Annotated in this window: 18 protein-coding genes; 11 read left to right on the forward strand and 7 right to left on the reverse strand. The window is 43.8% G+C overall.

Going from position 1 to position 19049, the window contains the following annotated elements; translation table 11 throughout:
• Positions 1–78: 78 nt before the first annotated feature.
• From K2Y18_02740 to K2Y18_02755, 4 genes are all read left to right on the forward strand, one after another.
• Positions 79–996, forward strand: coding sequence for a folate-binding protein (locus K2Y18_02740; GenBank protein MBX9804653.1), 918 nt, complete (start codon positions 79–81; stop codon positions 994–996).
• A gap of 4 nt (positions 997–1000) precedes the next feature.
• The gene (gene dnaG / locus K2Y18_02745) at positions 1001–2866 is read left to right on the forward strand and encodes a DNA primase (protein MBX9804654.1); all 1866 of its coding nucleotides are present in this window, start codon (positions 1001–1003) and stop codon (positions 2864–2866) included.
• Positions 2867–2869: 3 nt separating this feature from the next.
• Positions 2870–4840, forward strand: a complete 1971-nt coding sequence (gene rpoD / locus K2Y18_02750) for an RNA polymerase sigma factor RpoD (protein MBX9804655.1) — start codon at positions 2870–2872, stop codon at positions 4838–4840.
• Positions 4841–5211: 371 nt separating this feature from the next.
• Positions 5212–5439 carry a hypothetical protein gene (locus K2Y18_02755; GenBank protein MBX9804656.1) on the forward strand — a complete coding sequence of 76 codons (228 nt, stop codon included), beginning with the start codon at positions 5212–5214 and terminating at the stop codon, positions 5437–5439.
• 82 nt (positions 5440–5521) lie between these two features.
• Here K2Y18_02755 and K2Y18_02760 read toward each other — a convergent pair whose 3' ends face one another.
• Entirely contained in the window at positions 5522–5866 is a 345-nt protein-coding gene (locus K2Y18_02760; protein MBX9804657.1) for an AraC family ligand binding domain-containing protein, read from the reverse strand.
• A gap of 106 nt (positions 5867–5972) precedes the next feature.
• Between K2Y18_02760 and K2Y18_02765 the strand changes: the two genes are divergently transcribed.
• From K2Y18_02765 to K2Y18_02780, 4 genes are all read left to right on the forward strand, one after another.
• Entirely contained in the window at positions 5973–6896 is a 924-nt protein-coding gene (locus K2Y18_02765; protein MBX9804658.1) for a class I fructose-bisphosphate aldolase, read from the forward strand.
• A gap of 10 nt (positions 6897–6906) precedes the next feature.
• Entirely contained in the window at positions 6907–7473 is a 567-nt protein-coding gene (gene efp, locus K2Y18_02770) for an elongation factor P (GenBank protein ID MBX9804659.1), read from the forward strand.
• Between the two features lie 45 nt (positions 7474–7518).
• A complete protein-coding gene (locus K2Y18_02775) occupies positions 7519–8319 on the forward strand; it encodes an inositol monophosphatase (protein ID MBX9804660.1) in 801 nt (266 codons plus the stop codon).
• 73 nt (positions 8320–8392) lie between these two features.
• Positions 8393–9424: a hypothetical protein gene (locus tag K2Y18_02780; GenBank protein MBX9804661.1), complete on the forward strand. Its 1032-nt coding sequence runs from the start codon at positions 8393–8395 to the stop codon at positions 9422–9424.
• A gap of 11 nt (positions 9425–9435) precedes the next feature.
• Here K2Y18_02780 and K2Y18_02785 read toward each other — a convergent pair whose 3' ends face one another.
• Together K2Y18_02785 and K2Y18_02790 are read right to left on the reverse strand one after the other, a co-directional pair.
• Entirely contained in the window at positions 9436–9726 is a 291-nt protein-coding gene (locus K2Y18_02785; protein MBX9804662.1) for a hypothetical protein, read from the reverse strand.
• Entirely contained in the window at positions 9719–10033 is a 315-nt protein-coding gene (locus K2Y18_02790) for a hypothetical protein (protein MBX9804663.1), read from the reverse strand. Before K2Y18_02790 ends, K2Y18_02785 begins: the two co-directional genes overlap by 8 nt.
• A 155-nt stretch (positions 10034–10188) precedes the next feature.
• Between K2Y18_02790 and K2Y18_02795 the strand changes: the two genes are divergently transcribed.
• The 3 genes from K2Y18_02795 to K2Y18_02805 all read left to right on the forward strand — a co-directional run bounded on the left by K2Y18_02795 (position 10189) and on the right by K2Y18_02805 (position 14506).
• Positions 10189–11592: an MFS transporter gene (locus K2Y18_02795; protein MBX9804664.1), complete on the forward strand. Its 1404-nt coding sequence runs from the start codon at positions 10189–10191 to the stop codon at positions 11590–11592.
• 1012 nt (positions 11593–12604) lie between these two features.
• A complete protein-coding gene (locus K2Y18_02800) occupies positions 12605–13420 on the forward strand; it encodes an ion transporter (protein ID MBX9804665.1) in 816 nt (271 codons plus the stop codon).
• A gap of 111 nt (positions 13421–13531) precedes the next feature.
• Positions 13532–14506, forward strand: a complete 975-nt coding sequence (locus tag K2Y18_02805) for an alpha/beta hydrolase (protein MBX9804666.1) — start codon at positions 13532–13534, stop codon at positions 14504–14506.
• A gap of 80 nt (positions 14507–14586) precedes the next feature.
• Here the strand turns inward: K2Y18_02805 and K2Y18_02810 are convergent, their stop codons facing one another.
• The 4 genes from K2Y18_02810 to K2Y18_02825 form a co-directional block, all read right to left on the reverse strand.
• Positions 14587–15687 carry an alpha/beta hydrolase gene (locus K2Y18_02810; GenBank protein MBX9804667.1) on the reverse strand — a complete coding sequence of 367 codons (1101 nt, stop codon included), beginning with the start codon at positions 15685–15687 and terminating at the stop codon, positions 14587–14589.
• A 30-nt stretch (positions 15688–15717) separates the two neighbouring features.
• Entirely contained in the window at positions 15718–16749 is a 1032-nt protein-coding gene (locus K2Y18_02815; GenBank protein MBX9804668.1) for a patatin-like phospholipase family protein, read from the reverse strand.
• Between the two features lie 109 nt (positions 16750–16858).
• Entirely contained in the window at positions 16859–17581 is a 723-nt protein-coding gene (gene phbB / locus K2Y18_02820; GenBank protein MBX9804669.1) for an acetoacetyl-CoA reductase, read from the reverse strand.
• 24 nt (positions 17582–17605) lie between these two features.
• Positions 17606–19009 carry a porin gene (locus K2Y18_02825; protein ID MBX9804670.1) on the reverse strand — a complete coding sequence of 468 codons (1404 nt, stop codon included), beginning with the start codon at positions 19007–19009 and terminating at the stop codon, positions 17606–17608.
• Positions 19010–19049 lie beyond the last annotated feature (40 nt).

The following is a 19049-nucleotide window of genomic DNA, read 5'->3' on the forward strand; positions in this document are numbered from 1 at the left end:
AGAATATCTATGTAAGGTCTCGTGTACGTCATTGCGAGGCCAATCAAGAGGAAAGTAAATTATACAAAAGGACCACACATGACCTTTGCAACGATACTTCCAAATCAAGGGATCTTAAAGATTACCGGCAAGGATCGGTCTGCCTTTTTGCAAGGGTTGATTACCAATGATGTGGAGAAAATTTCTCCAACCCAAGGAATCTATGCCGCCCTCTTAAGCCCTCAAGGTAAATTTCAGTATGATCTATTCATTGTCTCCATGAAGGACCCGAATGGAGAAGAATCTTGGCTGATGACATGTGACCTTGATCGAGCCGACGCCCTTCTCAAGCGCTTGTCCTTGTATAAGTTGCGCTCAGAAGTTGGACTCGAGAATGTGAGCGATCGCTATACAGTTTCTGCGATTTGGGGCCCCAAAGCTCTCGAAATAGTGAATCTACCTTCCACCTCAGGTGCCACACGGTCCCTAGAAGGGGGTTGTGTCTTTGTGGATCCCCGGCTGACAGAACTGGGTGCTCGGGTCATCATGAATCGGGATAAAATACAAGAATTTTTTGAAAGTCATGGAATAACACCAACATCCTTTGACGACTATGATCATCATCGCCTGATTGTTGGCGTGCCTGATGGCAGTCGAGACGTTTTGATTGATCGGGGTATTTTGTTGGAATGTGGATTTGATGAGTTGAATGCTCTTGATTGGAATAAGGGATGTTATATGGGGCAGGAGCTCACGGCACGAACCCGCTATCGTGGTTTGGTTCGTAAACGCCTTATCCCGGTTCGAATTGAGGGAAAGACCCCCCTCTTTCAAAGTCCCGTTCTTCAAGGAGGAGTAGAAGTTGGAGAAATGCGCACATCTATACAAAACATCGGCATTGCTATGATTCGCCTTGAGGCACTATCAAAGGCTTTGCCCTTTCAGTGTGAGGATGCTACCCTAACTCCACATATTCCTCATTGGATGTGCTTGCCTTCTTTAGATGAGGAAGTCTAGGATAATGTCAGATTTAGCGCCCTTTTTACAAACATTGCGAGATCGGTTGACGATCACTGAAGTGATTCGTCCTCACGTTAAATTGACGCGCAAAGGCCGTGAATCAACAGGGCTTTGCCCTTTTCATAAAGAGAAAAGTCCCTCGTTTACTGTTAGTGATGAAAAGGGTTTTTATCATTGTTTTGGCTGCGGCGCTCATGGAGATATTTTTGATTTTGTCATGCAAAAACAAAATATGCCTTTTATGGAAGCGGTTGAAATGCTGGCAAACTTGCTGGGACTTGAGATCCCTAAGCTTCAGGCTGACTCCTTAGCCCAATCGTCCCAACCCAAACCAGACGCATCTTTATATGAAGTCATGGAAGCGGCCTGTTGTTGGTATCAGCAGCAACTCACCTTAAGTCATGGAGAGCCTGCCAGAACCTACTTTGAGCAGCGGGGTCTTGAATCACAAACCATCGCCCAATGGCGATTAGGATACGCTCCGGAACAGGGTTTACAAAAGGCTCTTGAAAAGAAGGGCTTTTCTGAAGCACTTATGATCCAGGCTGGGTTGATTGGCCGGGCGGAAGAGCGTAACACAACCTATGATCGGTTTCGCACCCGGTTGATGTTCCCGATTTGGGATGGTAAAGGCCGTGTGATTGCCTTTGGTGGTCGTATCCTGAAAGAGGGGGACCCCAAATATCTGAATTCGCCAGATACCCCGACGTTTATTAAAGGCAAAACCTTATACGCCTATAATTTTGCTTTGCCCATAGCACGTCAAAAAGATGCATCGGGAGAGGGGCTAATTGTTGTTGAAGGGTATATGGATGTCATCGCGATGCATCAGGCGGGATTCACAACAGCTGTGGCCCCTTTGGGCACGGCCTTAACCCATGATCAGATGGCGCTTCTCTGGCGGGGAACAGAAGACCCAATCTTGTGTTTCGATGGGGATGCAGCCGGAACACGTGCAGCCCATCGGGCTGCTGAAAAGGCTTTAGGGATTCTAAAGGTTGGACAAACCTTGAGATTCTGTTTTTTGCCAGCTGGAGAAGATCCGGATAGTCTGTTACGATCAGGCCGGAAGGACGCATTTCGCCAGATTTTAAGCAGTCCTCAACCTTTGGTGGATGTCCTATGGTCGATTTTTCAAAAGGGTCGCCTCTTTCAAACACCGGAACAGAAAGCTAAGGCACGACAAGATTTGGGAGAGTTAATGAAAGAAATTGGTGATCTTGACGTACGCCATTTTTATCGGGAGGAGTTGAATAATCGACTTCAGGCTCTAACGGAGCCCAAAGGAAGAGATCAAGGGAGTTATGCTAAAGGGTATGATCAGGGGAAGTATTTCAAAAAATCCTCCATTAATTCAATCTCTTCAGCGGGATCTTCGCTGATGGTTGCCCGGGTGTCACCAAATAAAAATCATTTGGGACACAAGATTTTACTGGCAACTTTGATAAATCATCCTACATTAGTAGAAGACACTGCAGAATCATTACAGCTATTAGCGGATGATGCGGTGAGTTTTGATGAAATGCGCCAAGCTATTTTGTCCATTGTGGCTGATAATCCCACCATCCATGCAACTGAGTTGCAGGAGTTGTTGAAACAACAGGGATTTGCTGCATTGTTAGCAGAAGTGTTAACGCCTCAGGTCTATTCATTTGCACCATTTGCAAAAGTATCAAGCACTTATGAGGAGGCACTGGCTGGTTGGAAAGAAGTTTGGTATAGAACCGTCGCCAAACATTATTTGGCGGCTGAAACACATCGAACAGCTGCGGCAGTTCGAGATCAATTTGATGAAGAAACATGGGAACGATTTAAGTTTTTAAAAAACCAGGTTGTTTTTAAAAAGGACGAAAAAAGAGGAGTATAAAATATGGCTAGTAAAGTTGCCAAGAAATCAGAGAATCAAGACCTTCCTGCACATGATGTTGCTGGAGATGAAGTTGATATTCCATTGATGGAATTGAGTAAATCAAATCCTTCCCTGAAGCGCCTCATCGCCCGTGGTAAAGATCGTGGATACATTACTTATGACGAACTGAATGAAACATTGCCTCAAAATCAATTGTCATCGGACCAAATCGATGAAGCCATGACAATGATTGCGGAAATGGGCATCAGCATTGTTGATAGTGATGAAGTTGATGAGACACTCACAGAGGTAGAGCAACCCGCCCGGGAATTGACCGGCTTTGAAACCGGTTTCGAGGCAGAGGAAGAAGCGACAGAATCAGCGGGTCGCACCGATGATCCTGTGCGCATGTATTTGCGTGAAATGGGGAATGTGGAGTTATTGTCTCGAGAAGGCGAAATCTCCATTGCGAAACGTATCGAGTCCGGTAAAGAGATGATGCTGGGGGGTTTATGTGAAAGTCCGTTAACGACACGTGCTCTTGATTATTGGCGAGAGCAATTGCATGCCGGCACAATGATGCTGCGAGAAATTATTGCTTTGGATACCAATGCAAATTTTGATGAAGATGGGGCCGAAGATGATGATCTATTGGAAGTCGAAAATGAGAACGCAGTAGAAGGTGAAGAGGAAGTAGCAGCTACTGCTGAACAGGCAGCTGAGCCCACAACCCCTCCGTTATCTGTGGTTGAGCAAAGCATGTACCCAAAGGTTACAGATTTAATGGATCGGTATAGTGAAGTCTATGCCACGTTATGGAGCCATCAAGAAAAGTTGATTGCAAATTCAACGAAGTCAGATGAGATTGAGTCTGATAAGGACTATCAAAAGATTAAGGCAGAGCTGATTGGCTTGATGGAAGAAATCAAGCTGAATCCTCATCGTATTGAAGATTTAATGCGCCAGCACCAGAATATTATTCGGTCTATCAGTTCTCAAGAACGAGCCTTGGCTGGATTTGCAGATGCATGTGGGATTAAGCGAGAGCAATTCCTAGATCAGATGAACTGTGTTCATATCAATGAGGCTTGGATTAAGAGTATGAAAAAACTCACCGGCAAGGGTTGGGCAACTTTTATGGAACGTCATGAAATTGACCTCCAACGCTTGGTGGCCAGTATTATTGCTGTTGAAGAAGAAACAGGATTGCCCTTCCGCGAATTCCGCCGGACAGTCACAACCATTCAAAAAGGGGAGCGGGAATCTTCTCGTGCCAAAAAAGAAATGATTGAAGCCAACTTGCGGTTGGTGATTTCCATTGCGAAGAAGTATACCAATCGAGGTCTGCAGTTTTTAGATTTGATCCAAGAAGGCAACATCGGGTTGATGAAAGCCGTGGATAAGTTTGAATACCGTCGCGGATATAAGTTTTCGACCTATGCCACTTGGTGGATTCGTCAGGCCATCACTCGCTCGATCGCTGATCAAGCGCGTACCATCCGTATTCCAGTCCACATGATTGAAACCATTAACAAAATGGTTCGTACCTCCCGTCAAATGATGCATGAAATTGGCCGTGAGCCAACCCCAGAGGAATTGTCAGAAAAGTTGATGATGCCGCTGGAAAAGGTCCGCAAAGTCATGAAAATTGCCAAGGAGCCAATCAGTTTAGAGACGCCGATTGGCGACGAGGAAGATAGTCATTTGGGCGACTTTATTGAAGATAAGAATGCGTTACTGCCCATTGATGCCGCGATTCATGCGAACTTGCGTGACACCACAACTCGTGTTCTGGCCAGCCTTACGGCTCGTGAAGAGCGGGTATTGCGGATGCGCTTTGGTATTGGTATGAACACGGATCACACTCTCGAAGAGGTGGGTCAACAATTTGCTGTTACTCGTGAACGTATTCGACAAATTGAAGCCAAGGCTTTACGCAAACTAAAGCACCCTAGCCGGTCTCGTAAGTTACGCAGCTTCTTGGATACGTAAGAGCTTTGTAATTTTACCCCCTCCCCTTGCTCGGCTATGCTAATCAGCTATGTCATGGCAAGTGAGGGGTTTTAAAACTACAAATTCATGTGGTTACGTCATTGCGAGGAGCAAATGCGACGTGGCAATCCATGTACTCTTAAGTTCCTTGAAGCATAGAATACTTTAAGAGATTCAAATACATGGATTGCCGCGTCGCTTACGCACTTTGTGCGTCGCGCTCCTCGCAATGACGTAATGCTTTAATTTACATCATCAATTTTTCGACACCTCTCTTTAACTTACTGCCCCCACCCCTTAACCTTTCCTTAAATGATTTTGATCTAAAATTACATGTTGAATGAAATTTAAATAATTTAAGGAGTTATAAAATGAAGATTAATAAATCAATGGGTCTTTTAGCATTAAGTGTGAGTGTTTTCTTTATCGGGGAAACAGATGCATTCGGTAAGAAAAAACAAGCTTCTGCACCAGTTCAAGAAACGGAAGGACAGTGCAAAATGAGTTGCGAAAAAGTAACTGGTAATTCCAGAAGTGAATTGCAAATGAAAAAACAGGACTGTGTAAAATCATGCAAGGAAAAATACAAAGCCAAATAAATCCTTGTTGCTAAGTTTTTTATTGAGTGTTTTAAAAAATTCTGATCATGTTCCTCTCCCGTTGCAGGGAGAGGATTTTTTGTCAATTATCCACCATTTCATTTTGACCGGGTGTCCAGGCAGGAGTGCAAGACAGAAAAATGCCCAAATTGCCTTCCCAGTAGAATTTCTCGCCCGGTTCGATCAAAACCATATCCCCTGTTTGAAGAAGCTGCTCGGTGTCATTCACGACGACTTTGCCATTGCCCTCAAAAATATATCCAATTTCTTTGCTCTTATTATTGCGGGCATAGCCGGTCGTGGGGTAGCGCCCCGTCACTCTGGCTACGGCAACATTAATCATCTCATCCCCAATCGGATGTTCGGTAACAACGCAAGTATCACTCACTCTTTTGTCAAAAGATTGATGTTTCAGTAAAATTTTCATGGAAATAGCCCTAATTTCAGTGTTGAGGTCGTAAAATAAATTAAAATATCATTGTGACTTTTTAAGTCAACAGTGTAATGTTATCCTGATTCCAACAGGAGGTTTCATGAGACTCACACAGCGTGTTAAGAAAGTTCTTTCGTATTACGAAAGCGATAATCCCGGAACAAAGGCAAATCTTGCCCGATTGATGATGCATGGCCGCCTTGCAGGCACCGGAAAGATGATTATTCTGCCCGTTGATCAAGGATTTGAACATGGGCCCCGTACGTTTGTGTCCAATCCGGCTGCTTTTGACCCCCATTATCATTTCAAAATGGCCATCGATGCGGGCTTGGCGGCTTACGCTGCCCCTTTGGGATGGCTAGAAGCGGGTGCTGATACATTTGCCGGTGCCATTCCAACGATTCTCAAAATCAACAGCAGCAACAGTCTTTATTCCAAAGATAATCCCCCGGATCAAGCGGTGACCGGTTCTGTCGGAGATGCTTTGCGCCTTGGATGCTCGGCTATTGGCTTTACCATTTATCCAGGATCAGACGCTTCCTTAGAGATGTTTGAAGAAATTCGCGAATTGGCAGCAGAAGCGAAGGCATGCGGTCTGGCTGTGATTATTTGGTCTTATGCACGAGGTGCCCTCTCAAAAGCTGGAGAAACCGCCATTGATGTGGTTTCTTATGGCGCACACATGGCCGCTTTGTTGGGGGCGCACATCATCAAAGTAAAGTTGCCATCGGCACATTTAGAAAATGAAGAGGCGAAGAAGCAGTATATTCAACATGGTATTAAGATTGATACGATGGAAGATCGGGTCCGTCATGTTGTTCAGTCTTGCTTTCAGGGGCGTCGATTGGTTATCTTCTCAGGAGGCGAAGCCAAGGATGTGAAGAGCATCTATGAGGATGCTAAAGCGATTGCTGCTGGTGGTGGGAATGGGTTGATTATTGGTCGCAACTGCTTCCAAAGACCTCGAGATGAGGCTATGAATATGCTCGGTGGGTTAACCGACATCTTTAAAGAACAAAAATGAAAGGACGTTCATGAAAATTAGTGGAAATACCGTTAAGGTTGGTAATGTGATCGAATACGAAGGTAAGCTTTGGGTTGCTGTTAAAACACAACATACTCAACCAGGTAAGGGTGGGGCCTATATGCAAGTTGAATTGAAAAACTTGACGGAAGGTACCAAAACCAACGTACGGTTTCGCTCAGCCGAGACCGTTGAACGGGTGTCTTTGGATATTCATCCTTACCAGTATCTCTACGCGGAAGCAAATGACCTCATATTTATGGATCAAGGGACTTTTGAACAAATCACCTTATCTCGGGACTTTGTGGGGGATGCTGCCGATTTCTTGCAAGATGGCATGATTGTGAACGTCACTTCTTATGATGGAAAGCCCTTGAGCGTTCAGCTCCCAGACACGGTCATTTTGATGATTACGGAAGCAGACCCTGTCGTAAAGGGCCAAACCGCCTCCTCTTCCTTTAAACCCGCTGTGTTGGAAAATGGCATGCGCGTGATGGTGCCGCCCCATATTGGATCTGGCATGAAGATTGTGATTAACACCGATGACCGCTCCTACGTGGAACGGGCGAAAGAATAACGGCTCACATCTTTGATGATGTGACCCTTTTTGAAAGAGATTATTATGCTAACAGCTCGACTCACAGGGCGATCCGCTCTTGTGAATGTTATGGTATCTGCAACAGAAAAAGCAGGGCGTGCGTTAACCCGAGATTTTGGGGAAGTAGAACAGCTTCAAGTGTCGCGAAAAGGCTTGGGGGATTTTGTCTCAACGGCGGATCATCGCGCGGAGAAAATCTTAGTTCAAGAGCTCACCAAAGCCCGTCCTGGTTATTCCTTTTTGCTGGAAGAATCCGGAGCTATTGAGGGGACCGATACAGAGCATTGTTGGATCGTCGATCCTCTTGATGGGACATTAAATTTCCTTCACGGCATTCCCCAATTTTGCGTTTCTCTTGCTTTAAAGAAGGGGGACGAAATTGTCGCTGGAGTCATATACAATCCAATCCTGGACGAGCTTTATTGGGCTGAAAAAGGAAAAGGAACATTTTTGAATCAGCGACGCGTGCGGGTTTCTGGACGGCGCCATCTGGATGAGGCGATCGTGGCCATTGGAACACCCTATCGCCAACAATCCGATGTCGAAGCCATTAATTTTTCTAGCCGCTTGGTTGGTAAAGTGGCCGGAATGCGCCGATTTGGTTCAGCTGCTCTTGATTTGGCTTACCTTGCGGCAGGCAAGTTTGATGCCCTTTTTGCGACGGATTTACAACCCTGGGATCTGGCTGCCGGCATGCTCATGGTTCGCGAATCTGGAGGCTATATCAGCGATGCGAAGGGTGGGCAAGATATCTTGGGCACAGGGGGCGTTTTGGCTGCCAATGACCACCTATTTGATCCGATCTCTAAGATTTTGATCGGATGAGATTCTTCTAAATTACCATTTGCTCATGTAAAAATTAAAACTATTAATACCTAATCCCATCGAGGACAAGATAATGAAATTATATATAACCTTAGTTGCATTCTTTATATTAGCTTTTCAGGCTTCCCCAACACTGTCTGGCGATAAATTTGGAAGAGAAGAAAGTGAAGCTGATTCGGCTTCCTTGAAACGAAAGAAAATCAATGAGGTCATTCCTTTTGCCCCTCTCCCCTTTAAACCACTGGAGCACTCTGTTCCCTTCACTGTATCCCTTCAACACACAAAATTTGTAGGGTACTACTATCCTCATATTTGCCGCTGGGAAATAACAGCTCCGGGAAATTTCGTTAAGGATTATCTCACCAACCGCCTCAGCTCCCTTACGTTTTTGCGGGAGCTTGTGATACCTGGCAAAAGCTTGACTGATGATGACACAATCCCGTTGACCAAGTTAACAGGTTTAGTAGAATTGCGCAGCTGTGTCGGTACGATCACCTCGATTGGGGCTGGGCGAATTGCCCGTGCGATGACTCGATTAGAGAGGCTTGATTTGAATTGTCACAATCTTGGTGATGCAGGTGTAGCAGAAATTTGTAGAATAACCACTTTGGCGGAGCTTGATGTGGGAGCTTGCAACCTAACCAGTCACTGTGTCAATAGTGTGATCTTATTGCCAAATTTAACATCTCTTGTTTTGGATCGTTCCAACCTTGACTCAGCTGATATGGATAGATTATCTCTAGGATTGCCAGGCCTTCGGGTGCTTGATGTGACTCGAAATAGCATTCGTGATGAAGGTGTATGCTCAATTGCCAAAAATTTAAGTAGATTAGAAGTTCTGTCTGTGGATTCAAATGAACTCACGCCAAATTCCTCACAATATTTGAGACAAATAACAAATTTAAGGAGGCTCAAAATTGGGGAAGCAGCCTCTGTTAATTTCCATCTCAAAAAAAACTTGGAGGGGATGAAATGTGAAATAGAATGGCATAATTGGGTAGATATGAGTGCGCCAATACCTGAGGGGGAACCTGTCTTTCTAATTCCCTATAGCAATAAAAGGTATCCAATAAATGGACGATCCTCGTTATTTAAATTTCTCTAGCGTAGTTTTATTTATGGCTTCGAGGTTTTGCGAACCTTCTCGCCTTTGAGCTGGTTTGCTCGAACTTGATAAAGAGCGAGGGTCGTTGAGAAAATAACGCCTACTGCAAAGGTTGCTCCATATAGGATTAAGCCTTTCTCAGCGGTGGGAATCCATCCCCCCATATATAAATACCCAAAGAAAAACCCTGATATGAAGCCAATCAACGCTGTATAAAATAGAGAGCGAAAGAGAAAGGGAGTTCTACCCTTAAGTGCACCTGTTGAATAATTCGGTTTCTGTTGGAAAAACTCATCAATCATGGGAAGAACTTCTGGGAGATTGGAAGGCCCGAATCAATCTAAAGCGGCTGCTAAGGCGGATAGAGAGTTGATGGGTTGTGACCGTTAAGATAAAGCTGAGAAGAATTGTCAACAACGAATGGATTAAAAGCGGCATCATGGGCGGGGCAAAATGGGGCATTGTTATAAATATCGCGATAAAATCTAAACTCATCCAAATACCAATACCCAAGAGGAGAACAAAGAGAAATTTGCGCCCATAACGCCAAGAGCGTCGAAAGGGACATTTCCAGAGTTTGGAGAAAAAATCTTGGTTCGAGTCATTCATTGGCTTTATTAGATCCTTCAATCAGTCTATATACTTCTCACTATGACGCAAAAAAATTAAGGAATCGTTTAAGGGGAGTCGGAAAATTTCAGTGACATGCATTGCGAAAACAGATAGGTTCTGACAAAGGACTAAAGAAAAACAAAGCTATTTCGATGAATTTACCTTTTTTCCCCCCCCATTTAAATCTGAAAGCCTCAAGAAATTTAATGATGGGGTGTTTTATTGGAAATGCTTTGGAATGGTTTGACTTTGCGATTTATGGTTATTTAGCGAGTGTTTTTGCGAAACTGTTCTTTCCAAATTTGGACCCGTACGCTGCCTTGTTGTCGAGTTATGGCGTTTTTGCAGCCGCCTTCATCATGCGCCCCGTTGGGGCCATTTTATTTGGGCATTTTGGGGATAAATGGGGACGACGTAAAGCCCTTCTTTGGTCTTTAGGAGGCATGGCAATCCCCACGGCTTTGATGGGGTTGTTGCCTGTATATGGAGATATTGGCGTTTTAGCCCCTATCGCTCTGATATTTTGTAGGCTTCTTCAAGGATTATCTATAGGGGGGGAGTTTAGTGGCTCTATCATTCTCTTGGCGGAACATGCACCTGCTCATCGAAAGGGTTTCTTCAGCATTTGGGCCGATATGGGCAGCTCAATTGGCATGATTGTTGCTTGCTTAACCATTCTTTTGTTAAATGCGTGTTTAACAGGGGAGCAGCTTTTGGCTTGGGGTTGGCGCCTGCCTTTTTTAACAAGCTTTTTCTTTGCAATTGGGGGATATTATGCCCGACGCCATTTGACTGAAACACCTGAGTTTCTTGCACAAAATAAGAAGCGGACTTCTCATACCTGGCCCTTAATTATCATGTTTCAAAAATATAAAATTAAAGTGCTTCTGGCGATCGGATTCTTGATGGCCAATACCGCTGGATACTATTTATTAATTGTCTTTATCCCCAATCAGAATCTCCACAATTACCCTCAAATTTATGGGTCCATGGCAACACTCTTTAGCCTTATCATGATGATGCCGGCCATGATTTGGGGTGCCGTTTTGTCAGACAGAATTGGGCAGGCGCGTTGTTTGGTTATGGGTTATTTGGGGTGTTTGTTCATGACATTCCCCCTTCTATACGCTTCTCAGTATGGAAGCTTTTTCCAGCAAATGATTTGCCAGGGACTGTTTTCTTTCAGTCTTGGGTTCTGTTTTGGTCCTCGGTCGAGTTTTGCGGCTCAAATTTTTCCAACATCCATAAGGTATTCTGGGGTGGCTTTATCCTATAATATTGGTAACGCTTTGTTTGGGGGAACGGCTCCCTTGATATGCGCGCTCATGATTGAGAAAACAGGCACGATACTCGCTCCAGCGTTCTATATAATTGGTGCGTGCCTGTTATCGATCATTTCGGTTGTTTTGTTGGACCGGGAGCTGGCTTCTTTCAAGAGATCTGGGGCAATAAGGTTTGGGGATCAAAAATATACTCCTGATTACAAAATTCGCATGTTACCGAAATTTTCTCATCCTGAATCATGTCTTGAATATCCTCTAAAGAAAAGGTCTTGAGCATACTTTCGACCCGATCTTGTGAGCACCGGCATTTCTCAATTAGGGGCTGGACATCAAAGACCCTGATACCATCTTCCCAAAACAACCGAAACAAAAGGTCTTGATTGGATAGATTGACTGAAAGAAGTTCTGATGCTGTGGCGGTTCCCAAAATGGAGAGGGATCGTAACCATGCGTCATTTTCCCCCTCGAGTTCGTCAAATGATAAGTTTGTAGCGCCGGGCATTCTTTGAATGATAAGGGCAGCTGCTAAGTGGTCAGAAGTGGAGACAGACTCGGTTTTTGTAAAGACGACAAGGCCTGTTTCCAACTGATCTGATTGGCGAAAGAAGTGATGTAAGCACTCAGACAATGTTGCGCCATTGAGCTCTACGATGCCTTGATAGCGGTCATCTGGGTTCCCTTGAGCCAGGGTGAAAGCAAGGTATCCGGTTCCAAGGATAGGGTGAATAGAAGCAGTTGATATGGGTAGCTTTAAGACGGCTTCCTCGTTAAAACGCGCACATGCCCGAATCTCACCTTCATGAGTTACGTCGACAATCATCAATCGAACAGGACCATCCCCGCTCACTTGAACGGTGAAGACCCCATCAAATTTAAACAGGTTCGCTAGGGCTGTGGACAAAGCAATCAGTTCTTCAAGTAATCGATTTACAAGAGGAGGGTATTTGTGACGGGCTAAAATATCTCGAACACACTTATTAAGGCGAACCAATCGACCACGTATGGAAGCTTTTTCCAGCTGAAAAGGAAGTATGAAATCTGACTCTGAGTTGACGTTGTTTGACATGACCCGCTTTTGAAATAAGGTTAAAAATTATCTTCCCCTACAAATAGAGAAGTATCTTAAATTCAGTATTACATCACTCCTGAAGCGTTTGGGAAGCCCTTCTCTTAAGGGGCAATTTCATAAGGTGAGTTATTCGGAGACTAGAAAGGGGGTTGAAATAATTTATCATGGCCTACACAATATATATATAATTTTATTAAAATAGGGCTTAATATTAAGATGCGGTTCATTCACGATGCAATCCTTAGACTTAATGAATTCTTAGAGCACAAATCAGGTCACATCCTAATTGGATCTGTCGTTATTGTGAATGCTATCCTTTTGGGGGCCATGACATTTAAAGCCATGCCTCATAATATCATGCATGCCATTCATAATCTGGATGAGGTCATTCTTGGCATCTATGTTGCCGAGCTTGCTGTTAAAATATATTCGACGGGATTTCGCTTCTTTAAAGGCAAGTGGAATTTGTTCGACTTTAGCATCGTTGCGTTATCTTTTGTTCACCATCAAGATTTCTTCATGATTCTGCGAACTGTGCGTGTCCTCCATTTGATGACGATGCTGGATGCTTCTCCAAAAATGCGCCATATCTTGCATGGTTTGGGGAAAGCTATCCCCGGTGTCATCAATGTTGTGGGGATTCTCATGATGTTCTTTTATATTTATGCCGTTATGGGTGTGTTTTTATTCCAAGACGCCGGCGTGGCGGGTTTTGATCATATTGGGGCTTCCATGAGAACCATGTTCCAAGTTCTAACGGGAGACGATTGGGCTAAAATCATGGATTCTGCCGAACAAGGAATGCGCTATGCATGGATATTTTTTATCTCCTTTTATATTATCGTTGTTTTTGTGATATTGAATCTCTTTATAGGCGTTGTGGTTGGGGCCATGCAAACCGCTGAGGAAGAAGTTTACAGGACAGAAGAAGATGATAATGAAACGAGTATGAAAGTCCAGGTAAACCGCCTTGAAGAGAAACTAGAGGCAATACACGCCATACTGAGAAGAAAACCCTCCAAAATCAAATAGTGTGGATAGCTTTAAGAAGGTAAAGCTTAACTAAGTTTTGATCCTTTAAACTTACCTTAACCTTTTTTTGTCACAATACTAATATGTGCTCATTTTATTAGGGGAATACCTATGGTAGATACAAGCAAACTCAATCCACAAATTAAAGACGTCCTTGACGCAATTTCTGGGGGTAAAAAACACGAAATCGACACCCACCATGATTCGAAGAGAGCCACTCTAAAACAAGGTCGTGATGCTTATTATTCCTTTGCAAGTATCCATTCAGGCCCCCCTTTGAGAATGCCGCGTGTTGAGGATTTGAAAGTTTTAAGCTCCGATGGTGTTCACCAAATTCCCATACGTATCTATACGCCGACCGTTAATAAAAAGTTACCTGCGCTGGTCTATTATCATGGGGGCGGTTGGCAAAGGGGTGATATTGATACCCACGATTCCATCTGTCGTCACTTCGCCCACTATGGGGAAGTTATTGTGGTTTCTGTGCAGTGGCGCCTGGCTCCTGAACATAAATTTCCCATTGGCTTAAATGATTGCTTAGATGTCTATGAATGGGTTGTCAAAAACGGGAGTCAATATAACATTGATACGACGCACCTTGGTATTGGAGGTGATAGCGCCGGCGGCAACATGACGGCCGTGACCGTTCAACGCTTGCGGGATAAGCCTGTGCAACAACCTATTTTCCAATTGTTGCTCTATCCTGCCCTTGATCTCTCTTGTTCAACTTGGTCTTACACGGACTTTGCAGAAGGTTTCTTCTTAACAACGGAACGCGTAAAATACTATGTAAGCCACTACCTCAATTCGCTTGATGAGGTCTCGGACCCTCTTGCATCCCCTGTCAAACAACCTGATCTATCGAGATTACCACGTACGCACCTTATCACAGCGGGTTTTGATCCCTTGCGGGGTGAGGGTGAAGCGTATGTTGCGCGTTTGAAAGATGCGGGCATCCCTGTTACATATACGTGCTACGAGGGCATGATTCACGCCTTTGCGCATATGAATCACACAGTGCCAGCAGTTCTTGATGCTTTGAAGGAAATCAGTGCTGTCATCAAGACCGAGCTTCATAAAAAGTAGAGGCCTATAACTGAAAAGAGCTATTGCTGCTTGGCCTCTCCTCTTATTCTATAGAAAAAGGGGAGCGGTTTCCAAATGAACTACTTTATGTTTTTTATTGAGTCTTTAATAAACTCAACCGCTTCACTGGATTCCGGGAATATGTCTGGGTACTGAGCAAAGACGTGAACCGTATTTGGGATTACCTTGCGATTCACAGAAACGCCAAGAGATGTCAGACGTTCAGAAAAAGATTTACCTTCTTCTTCTAAGGGATCACACATAGCATTGACAATGACAATAGGCGGAAACTTTTTTAAGTCCTGATCTGAAGCCATGACCGGTGATACTGTTGGGTCTTTAGCCTTCTCAGGATTGTTTCCTGTATAATTGTTGATATATGCATTAATGCTATCACGTGTTAGAAAATACCCATTCGAGTATGGATTTGTTGTTTTTTCTGGAATATGAAGATCAAGGGCAGGATATATCAGAATGGCACCATTGGGTGTCGGCTTACCCTCTTTAATCAGCTTAATGATCAAGCTTGTTGTGATATTGCCCCCGCCGCTATCACCTGCAATGAATATTTTTTTATTCTGGCCATACTCTGCTTTAAACCAATTGTATGCAGCTTCTGCATCTTCTAAACCTGCAGGATGGGGGTGTTCAGGTGCTAAGCGATAATCAACAGCTAAGATGGTAGCTTTTGTTGCCTCGCATAGCTTTCTACACAATGTATCATGTGTTTCTAAATTTCCACGTGACCAACCGCCTCCGTGGATGAACAGAATTACTTTATCTTTGTCAGTTCCTTCGTAGAGGCGAACGGGTATTTCATGCTGACCATCAGATCCCTTCACTTTTAAGTCTTTGGTAGGGACATTTGGTTTATCTTTTGCAAAATGATCTCCGAGAAGAACATAGGCGCGTCGACCTACTGCTTGAGGGTTGCTTTTTTTCTCCTCCGCGCTGATTTGTTTTTCTGCCTCAGCAGCTATTGAGGGTACAGCGTGGATGAATATATTTGTGTTACAAGTTAATGCAGGATTGATAATAAAAGTTTTTCCTGGAACCTTATATTGAGAAGGCAATTCGCAATCTTGGAAAGCAGCTTGTGATGGATGGCATAAAGTAATAATGAAGGGCAGTAATGTGCTTGAGCAAAAAATAATCTTCCTGTAGCCTTTTGCATTAAACATTTTATTTGTCCACTCACTAGCTATTAATTACTATACGAAGTCTCTGCCGAGATCTGCCGTGGAGCGCACCCCTATACCATCGTAGTTCTTCGCCATCCACTTTTCTGCAGTTTCACGACCTTTTTCAAATAAGAATTGCATGAAGTCCCAATCCGAATTCATTGGACTTGTATGATCCAGATCTGCAAAGACTTGGGGATTTTCTATAAGATGCATATTTATTTTCTTAATTTTTGTTTTGTCGGCAACCCCTTCATCGATCAGTTTGCTGATGAAATGAATCGCGCGCATTTCGCGTGTCAGAGTGTTAATCAGACTTAACTCTGTCATTCTAAAATGAATTTCATCAAGCGTTTTGGGGGTATTGTGTCTACTTTGAGGAGTGAGCAATAACACCATAATATCGGGTGTCTCACAATTATAAATCAAGGGAAATATGGCAGGGTTTCCAATAAATCCACCATCCCAATAATCATCCCCCTCAATGTTTACCGCATGAAAGAGTGTTGGAAGACAAGCGCTTGCCAAAACAGCCTCGGGAGTGATCTCATTTCCGCTAAATATCTTGAGTTTGGATGTTCTAACGTTGGTTGCGCACAAGAAGACTTTAAGTTCTTCAAAAGCAGCAATTTTCTTGAAGTTAAAGAGTTCTTTGATTAAATCTTCAAGCATATTCTGATTTTTTGGGTTCCATTCATAAGGAGACATGTTCTTTGTAATTTGTCCCATCATAGAGAATAAGGGGTTCGTAGCGATGCCATGCCCACCTTTGAAATTATCAAGTGGTGTTGGGGCCATTCCGATCTTTTTTGATTTTTCGCTCAATGTTTTCCAGTATCGAAAAAGGCTTTTGCGTGCGCCTTCTTTACCACCTTCAGCCATTCCTTGTGTTAAAGCGAGGCAATTCATGCCACCCGCACTGGTGCCACTCACACCTTCAATGTCCAGGCGTCCATCTTCAAGGATATAATCTAAGATGCCCCATGTAAAAGCGCCATGAGAACCTCCACCTTGCATACCTATGGAAATTTTCTTGTTTTTGGACGGGGTACCTTTGCTCATAATCATAATCCTCATTCATTCTGAATGGCTGACGAGGCAGCCACAGAGTTTCTACACCTACCCTTTATGGTATCGAGGAATGTTTAATATTTGCTTAAGGCGTACAACTTTATGTACATAAAAGACCACCATTGATGTTTAAGGTTTCGCCAGTGATATAACCTGCATCGTCATCCGCCAGAAAGACCACGGCACGTGCGATTTCCTTCGCCTGTCCCAAACGGCCCAGGGGAATCGTGTCGATGATCTTGCCCAATATAGGCTCACTGACCGCACGCACCATATCAGTGTCAATATACCCTGGGGCGATGGCATTGACGGTGATACCTTTCTTCGCATTCTCCAGCGCAAGCGCTTTCGTAAAGCCAATGATTCCGGCTTTTGAGGCGCAATAATTGGCTTGGCCTATCTGACCTCGAAGCGCATTTACCGAAGAAATATTGATGATGCGTCCAAAACCACGCTCCCGCATCGATTCAACCACTCCGCGGGTCATGTTAAAGCAGGAGGTTAAATTTGTACCAATGACATGATTCCAATGGTCTGTACTTTGGCGATGGAGAACACCATCTCGGGTAATGCCCCCATTATTCACCAAGACATCGATGGGGCCATGGTTTTTAATGACTTCACTGATGCCCTTCTGGCAAGCTTCAAAGTTACTTATATCCCATTGATAGACGGGTATTTGATTTTCCTTTTGGAACTTTTTGGCAGCGACCGCATTACTATGGTAGGTTACAATAACTGTATAACCTTTCTCTTTTAAGGCTAAGGCGATGGGAGCTCCGATACCGCGTGTGCCACCTGTCACTAATGCTACTTTGCTCATTTGTTTACCCCTTCATATGTGACCCTAGAATTTATAGGTCATACCTGCTGTGATTCGTTTGGCTTTTCCATATTTCATATCTACCGTTTTACGATCCACGAGTCCAAATTCAATGCCCATATCGATCGCTGGGATAGGGGAGTGGATGAGGTTTATAAAGAGTTGTCTATACCTCTTTGAAACCCTTAAGGTTCCTAAAAGAACGGGCGTAAATTTAGATACCTTTACATCGGATTGTGCAAAAATAAGGTTAGAGCGTAACGCATCCGTCCAGAAGTGTTCAACACCGATGATAAAGTCTGAGGCTTTTTGCCGATCGAATATTCTCTTAAAGCGATCGTAAAATGCAGCTTGGCCGTTCAAGATAACAATATACCTCCCAACACCATCACCATAATTGATGTGCAAGAAAAAGTTCGACTTCCTATAGAATAAATACTTACCCGAAACGCCTAAGCCCCAGCCGGTGGTTCTGAAGGAATTGTTGATAACAGGCACAGTCCCTACATCAGAAACATCTTTTAATTTTAAATCCCTTAAAACACCTCTTAAAGCCACGTGCCCGTAGCTACCGGTATGTCTTAATTGAAATGTTAAATCAGGAATACTTGATCCACCCGCGGGCCCAGCACCTGCCGGTTGCCCCGCAAGTGATGTTGCACTGCCCGTCGACAATAAAGCCCCAGTCTCTGATGTGTAATCCGTGGCAGGTCTTTCCAAAGCCACATCTAAGGTAATTTTCTTATTTAAATGGAACTTGTACCGAATTAATCCATGGCGGAAAGAGATGCCATCGATGGCGCCATAATCGACGGTTTCCCCTATAGAATCAATATCAAGAAAGGTACTGACGGTTTGTCCTACCGTAAAATTACACAATTCAATATAGGCATACCGAAGTCGTGCTTGATAGAATAGATTGCAAGGGATAACGTTGAAATTTTGTCCATAAAAGTCCAAGCTGACTTCTGTCTTAACTTCGCCAAGATTGGTGTATGAAAGTGTTTTAAACCCAAATTGTGTCGCTTTGGCTAGGGCATAAAATTGTCCTGGTTTATGGGCACCACCATTAACGCCTCGTAAAGGAACAAAAGGTGGATACAAAAAATCTGTTGGGTAAGATTCTATATCATAACTTAAGGTAATATTTGGATTTAAAATGAATTTGATGGCGCTGTTCGTTCCAGGTATTTCCAAATAAGTTTTTGGCCAACAGTGTTCAGGAACGCGTTCAGCTGGCTTGCAATCCCTGTTGTTCAATCGAGACTCGAGCTTTTGGATTTTCTCGTTATTCTCTTCTGTTTGACGTTTGAGTTGGGTGAGCTCTTGAGCCACGTTATAGTCGACTTGTGACTCATCAGCTATGAGGGGCGAAAGAGTTAGAACAGAGGTTAGGAATATTGTGCGAGATGTTGGAAAAAATTTCATTGCTCTTGAGGGTCCCAAAGAAGATTAACATTAAGTTAAT

Source organism: Alphaproteobacteria bacterium, from assembly GCA_019746225.1.
Lineage (GTDB): Bacteria > Pseudomonadota > Alphaproteobacteria > Paracaedibacterales > VGCI01 > VGCI01.